At 65.7% G+C, this 6,177-nt stretch carries 6 protein-coding genes; 5 read left to right on the top strand and 1 reads right to left on the bottom strand.

Annotated elements, in window-relative coordinates:
• The 3 genes from DYI24_RS19265 to DYI24_RS19255 all read left to right on the top strand — a co-directional run.
• On the top strand, positions 1-589 hold a 589-nt coding region (locus DYI24_RS19265), incomplete at its 5' end, for a hydroxysqualene dehydroxylase (protein ID WP_205523593.1).
• Between the two features lie 33 nt (positions 590-622).
• On the top strand, positions 623-2,584 hold the full coding sequence (shc, locus tag DYI24_RS19260) for a squalene--hopene cyclase (RefSeq protein WP_107345483.1): 1,962 nt from the start codon (positions 623-625) through the stop codon (positions 2,582-2,584).
• A complete protein-coding gene (locus DYI24_RS19255) occupies positions 2,581-3,324 on the top strand; it encodes a phosphorylase (RefSeq protein WP_164573452.1) in 744 nt (247 codons plus the stop codon). The genes shc and DYI24_RS19255 overlap by 4 nt, the downstream gene beginning before the upstream one ends.
• A gap of 90 nt (positions 3,325-3,414) precedes the next feature.
• Here DYI24_RS19255 and DYI24_RS19250 read toward each other — a convergent pair whose 3' ends face one another.
• Positions 3,415-4,431, bottom strand: coding sequence for a LysR substrate-binding domain-containing protein (locus DYI24_RS19250; RefSeq protein WP_349627799.1), 1,017 nt, complete (start codon positions 4,429-4,431; stop codon positions 3,415-3,417).
• A 32-nt stretch (positions 4,432-4,463) separates the two neighbouring features.
• Between DYI24_RS19250 and phnA the strand changes: the two genes are divergently transcribed.
• Positions 4,464-5,708, top strand: coding sequence for a phosphonoacetate hydrolase (gene phnA / locus DYI24_RS19245; RefSeq protein ID WP_164573451.1), 1,245 nt, complete (start codon positions 4,464-4,466; stop codon positions 5,706-5,708).
• Positions 5,709-5,741: 33 nt separating this feature from the next.
• Positions 5,742-6,177: extracellular solute-binding protein (locus DYI24_RS19240; protein ID WP_164573450.1), on the top strand; the 436-nt coding region annotated here is incomplete at its 3' end.

The raw sequence follows: 6,177 nt of genomic DNA, 5'->3' as shown, positions 1-6,177 counted from the left end.
CCACGAATTGCGGGCGCTGACCATGTCGGGCGACCGCGTCGGCGCGCTGCAGTTCGGCGGTGAGGATGTCGTCACCCTCGGCGCGGACGATGTGGTGGTGCTGGCGGTGCCGCCGCGTCCGGCGGCCTCGTTGCTGCCCGGCCTGAAGACGCCGCAGGAATACCGCGCCATCGTGAATGCGCATTTCAACTATGCGCCGCCGCCCGGCATGCCGGCCCTGACCGGGGTGATCGGCGGGGTGGTGGAATGGCTGTTCGCGTTCCCGAACCGGCTGTCGGTCACAATCAGCAATGGCGACCGGCTGGTCGACGCGCCCCGCGAGCAGCTGGCGACTGAAGTTTGGGGCGAAATCTGCAAGATCGCCGGGATCTCGGCCAATCTGCCGCCGTGGCAAATTGTCCGCGAGCGCCGCGCGACGTTCGCGGCTACACCGGCGCAGAACGCCCTGCGCCCCGGGCCGGTCACCCAGTGGAGAAACCTATATCTCGCAGGCGATTGGACTGATACGGGGTTACCGGCGACCATCGAAGGATCGGTCCGGTCCGGCAACCGTGCCGCGGACCTGGTATTGGCCGCCGGGCACACCTGATCCGGCCCTCAACACGGAGACTCAGCAGATAAAATGGATTCCGGCAGCTACACGACTGGTGTCGGGCGCAACGCGCTCGAAGCTTCGATCGATGCGGCGCGTAGCGCGCTGCTGAACTATCGTCGCGATGACGGCCATTGGGTGTTCGAACTCGAGGCCGATTGCACCATTCCTGCCGAATACGTGCTGCTGCGGCACTACCTCGGCGAGCCGGTCGACGCCGCGCTCGAAGCCAAGATCGCGGTGTATCTGCGCCGCATCCAAGGCGCCCATGGCGGCTGGCCGCTGGTCCACGACGGCGACTTCGACATGAGCGCCAGCGTGAAGGGTTACTTCGCGCTGAAGATGATCGGCGACAGCATCGATGCCCCGCACATGGTGCGGGCGCGCGAGGCGATCCGCTCGCGGGGCGGCGCGATCCATTCCAACGTCTTCACCCGGTTCCTGCTGTCGCTGTACGGCGTGACCACTTGGCGCGCGGTTCCGGTGCTGCCGGTTGAGATCATGCTGCTGCCGAGCTGGTCGCCGTTCACGCTGACCAAGGTCTCGTATTGGGCTCGCACCACGATGGTGCCGCTGCTCGTGCTGTGCGCGCTGAAGCCGCGGGCCAAGAACCCCAAGGGCGTCGGCATCGACGAGCTGTTCCTGCAGGACCCGAAGACGATCGGCATGCCGGCCAAGGCGCCGCATCAGAACTGGGCGCTGTTCAAGCTGTTCGGATCGATCGACGCCGTGCTGCGCGCGATCGAGCCGGTGATGCCGAAGGGCATCCGCAAGCGGGCGATCGACAAGGCGCTCGCCTTCATCGAGGAGCGGCTCAACGGCGAGGACGGCATCGGCGCGATCTTCCCGCCGATGGCCAACGCCGTGATGATGTACGAGGCGCTCGGATATCCCGAGGACTATCCGCCGCGCGCCAGCCAGCGCCGCGGCATCGATCTGCTGCTGGTCGATCGCGGTGACGAAGCCTACTGCCAGCCCTGCGTGTCGCCGGTGTGGGACACCGCGCTCGCCAGCCACGCGGTGCTCGAGGCGGACGGCCACGAGGGCGCCAAATCGGTGCGGCCGGCGCTCGACTGGCTGCTCCCCCGCCAGGTGCTCGACGTCAAGGGCGACTGGGCCGTGAAGGCCCCGAACGTCCGCCCCGGCGGCTGGGCGTTCCAGTACAACAATGCCCACTATCCGGATCTCGACGACACCGCGGTGGTGGTGATGGCGCTCGACCGGGCGCGCAAGGACCAGCCCAATCCTGCCTATGACGCCGCGATCGCCCGCGCCCGCGAGTGGATCGAGGGGATGCAGAGCGATGACGGCGGCTGGGGTGCCTTCGACATCAACAACACTGAGTACTATTTGAACAATATCCCGTTCTCGGACCACGGCGCGATGCTCGATCCGCCGACCGAGGACGTCACCGCGCGCTGCGTTTCGATGCTGGCTCAGCTCGGTGAGACGATCGACAGCAGCCCGGCGCTGGCACGTGCGGTCGGCTATCTGCGCGACACCCAGCTTGCCGAGGGTTCGTGGTACGGCCGCTGGGGCATGAATTACATCTACGGCACCTGGTCGGTGCTGTGCGCCCTCAACGCCGCCGGCGTCCCGCATGCCGATCCGATGATCCGCAAGGCGGTGGCCTGGCTGGAGTCGGTGCAGAACCGCGACGGCGGCTGGGGCGAGGATGCCGTCAGCTACCGACTGGATTACCGCGGCTACGAAAGTGCCCCCTCGACCGCCTCACAGACGGCATGGGCCTTGCTTGCCCTGATGGCTGCGGGTGAGGTCGATCATCCCGCCGTGGCACGGGGCATCGAGTACCTGAAAAGCACACAGACCGAAAAAGGACTGTGGGACGAGCAGCGTTACACGGCGACGGGCTTCCCGCGGGTGTTTTATCTGCGGTATCATGGCTATTCGAAGTTCTTCCCGCTCTGGGCGCTGGCGCGGTACCGGAACTTGCAGGCCACGAACAGCAAGTTGGTAGGGGTCGGAATGTGATTCTGGGGGCAGTGGACGACCAGGCCGCGGCGCATCGCCAAGATCCGCGGCCGGTACTGATTGTGACGGGCCTGATTCAGGAAGCACGTATCGCGGCGGGGCCGGGCCTCACCGTTATCTGCAGCAGCAGCGATCCGAAGCAATTGCGCGCGATCATGGCGGATTTCGACCCATCGTCGATCCGCGGCGTAATCAGCTTCGGCGTCGCCGGGGGACTGGATCCCGCTCTCGAGGCAGGTGACATCGTCATCGCCACCGAGGTTGTGGCGGGTGAACGCCGCCGGGCCTCGGAAGTTGCACTGACCGACGAATTATTGCGGAGCGCCGGGCTCGGCCGTCAGCGCGTCGTGCGCGGCGGTCTGGTCGGAGCCGAACAGGTGATCGCGGCGCGCACCGCCAAGGCGGCGCTGCGCTCGGAGACCGGTGCGGCGGCGGTCGATATGGAAAGCCACATCGCCGCCGATTTCGCCGCTGCGGCCAACCTGCCGTTCGCGGCGCTGCGGGTCATCAGCGACCCGGCGGGCCGCAGCCTGCCGCAGGTCGTCTCCACCGCGATCAAGCCGAACGGCGAGATCGATCTGCGCAAGGTGCTGCGCGGCATCGCCCGTCACCCGACCTCGATCCGCTCGCTGGTGTCGACCGGCATCGACTTCAACCGCGCGCTACGCTCCTTGCGCGGCTGTCGGAACTTCGTGCAGCAAGCCGTGCTCGGCCGAGGCGGACTCGTCGCCGAGATCTGAGCGGATTGTGCGCCGCCGGTGAGGGCGGCGCGGACGTGGCTAGCGCCGATGACGCGCTGATCCAGGGCGCGTCGTGAGGCTCGTCGAACCTCACGTCCTGATTTCGTCTTTCAGCCAATCCAGGAACCGGCCGAGATAGCGCGGGTCCGCGCGCGAGGTCGGCTGAGCGAAATACTTCTCGCCCTTCACGACCACGTCGGGAAACGGGCAGACCAGCCGCCACTCCGGTTTTCCCGGAAAGAACTCCTTTGGCGCGACGATCGAGCCAAATCCCTCGCGCACCGCATGCATCGCGACGAACATGTGGTCGAAACGGTGGCCGCCTTCGAACAGATGGTCGCGCATTCCCGCTTTCTGCAGCCACGCTTCCCAATGCCCCGGCCGGGTGGCTGAGGTGATCAACGGAAATGCGAGAAGATCCTCCGGCTTCTCGATGGTCCTCTCCTGAACCAGATCCAGGCTGCAGACCGGTGTCAGGTGCTCTTCGAACAACGGCGTCGATGCCTTCGAAGGTCCGCCGATCTTCTCGCTGCTGCCCCGGGTGATCAGGAGATCGTGGGAGGCCACGTCCGGCGTTTGCCCCGTCATCCGGGTCGAAATCCACACCGCCAGATCGGGATTGGCTTTCTCGAACCGCTTCAGTCGCGGCATCAGGAAATACATCGCGAATGTCGACGGCGCTTCGACCGCCAGCACCGCCTTGCTGCGCCGACGACGGACGTACTGGCAGGCGGCTTCGATATTGCGGAACGACTGGCTCAGCTGCTCCGCCAGCACGCTGCCATAGGGCGTCAGCGCCACGCTGCGGCCCTCGCGGGTGAAGACCTGTTGCCCGAGCCAGTCCTCAAGCAGGCGCACCTGCTTGCTGACGGCGCCGTGGGTGACGCCCAGCTCCTCGGCGGCCGCACTCAGACTGTCGCTGCGCGCCGCCACCGCAAATGCCCGCAGGGCGCTCAGCGGCAGTTCTCGTTCTTTCACCATGACCTCCGTGTGACGATGGCGGCCGAAAGGGCTATCGGGTTTACGACTTATACTCACGTGTTTGTCGATTTTATTCGATCGATTCTCACATGTGAACGGCCTACCACCCGGGACGTCAGCCGCCACCCCAGGCGGCATTCAGAAACCCGGATGCCCCCATGACGACCCAGCCCTTGATCGAAGCCAACGGCCGCAGCTACGCTAGGCCGCTACGACCCGTTGTCGTGATCTGCCTCGACGGTTTCGACCCCGAATATCTGGAGCGCGGCATTGCCGACGGCGTCCTGCCGACGATCGGCGCACTCAGGGCGGGGGCCTATGTCGGTACGGCGCTGGCGACGGTGCCGACCACCACCAACACCAACAACACCTCGATCGTCACCGGCGTCTCTCCCGCCATCCACGGCATCAACGGCAATTACTATCTCGATGCCGACACCGGCGAAGAGATCATGGTGACGGATGCACGTCGCCTGCGCTGCGGCACCATTCTCGGTGCGATGAGCAGAGCGGGCGTGCGGACTGCGGTGGTCACCGCCAAGGACAAGCTCCTGAAGGTGCTTGCCTATGAGATGGACGGGATCGCCTTCTCATCCGAACACCCGAACGTTGCCGACCTCACCGCGCTCGGCTTCAAGAGCGGCGAGGAACTGGTCGGCCGGGGCCGGCCGGATCAGTACTCCGCCGACCTGTCGCTGTTTGCGCTCGACGCCGGCGTCAGGCTGATGGAGACCGCCAAGCCCGAGCTGATGTATCTGTCGACATCGGACTATGTGCAGCACAAGTACCAGCCGGGCGAGGCGGAATCGAACGACTTTCACGCAGCGGTCGATCGCCGCATCGCGCGGCTGATCGAACTCGGTGCGACCGTGGCTCTGACTGCCGATCATGGCATGGCCGACAAGTCCGATGCGGATGGCCGGCCCAACGTCGTCTATCTCGAGGACGCGCTGAACCAGAAGTTCGGTGCCGGCGTCGCGCGGGTGATCTGTCCGATCGCCGATCCGTTCGTCCGGCATCACGGCGCGCTCGGCGGCTTCGTGCGGGTCCACCTGCTCAAGCCTTGCGATATCGCGGCGATGATGACCTTTGCGCGGTCGCTGCCCGGCGTCGAGCTGGTGCTCGATCGCGCCACGGTGTGCGAACGCTACCAGTTGCCGCCGGATCGGGAAGGCGACTTCGCGGTGTTCACCGATCGCGGCACGGTGGTGGGCGCGCGGCGGGAAGATCATGATCTGTCGGCGCTCGGCGACCATCGCTTGCGCTCACATGGCGGGCTCGGCGAGCAGCGCGTGCCGTTTGTGCTGTCGCGCCCGCTCAAGCGGGACTACCGCGAGCGCGCGACTACAGGCGTGTTGCGCAACTACGACATCTTCGACTTCGCCCTGAACGGCGCCGACTAATCCCGCACGATTGCAGCCAAAGAGGAAATCGAGATGCGTGCACTTCGCACCGCTGTGATGGCGCTCGCCATCGGCACGGCCGGCATGACGGTCGGTCATGCCGAGACGCCGGTGATGGGGACCGGTTCGGCCTTCGCCGCGCCAATCTACATCAAATGGGCCGAACAACTGAAAGCAACCAAAGGTGTCGCGATCAACTACCAACCTTCGGGATCGTCGGTCGGACAACTCCAGGTGCTGAAGGGCCTAACGGATTTCGGAGCGTCGGATGTGCCGATGGAGGACAGCAAACTGAAGGAAGGGGACATCATGCAGTTCCCCACCGTCGTCGGTGGCTACGCCGTCGTGGTGAACATTCCCGGTGTCCTGCCCGGCAAGCTACGGCTCACCGCGCCTGTGCTGGCCGACATCTTCATGGGCGGCATCAAATCGTGGGATGACCCGCAGATCGTGCAGCTCAATCCCCGTC

The sequence above is a fragment of the Rhodopseudomonas sp. BR0C11 genome (genome assembly GCF_010820945.1).
Taxonomy (GTDB): Bacteria; Pseudomonadota; Alphaproteobacteria; order Rhizobiales; family Xanthobacteraceae; genus Rhodopseudomonas; species Rhodopseudomonas palustris_H.
Note: the sequence above shows the minus strand (reverse complement) of the source record. Positions and strands in the feature narration are given on the sequence as shown.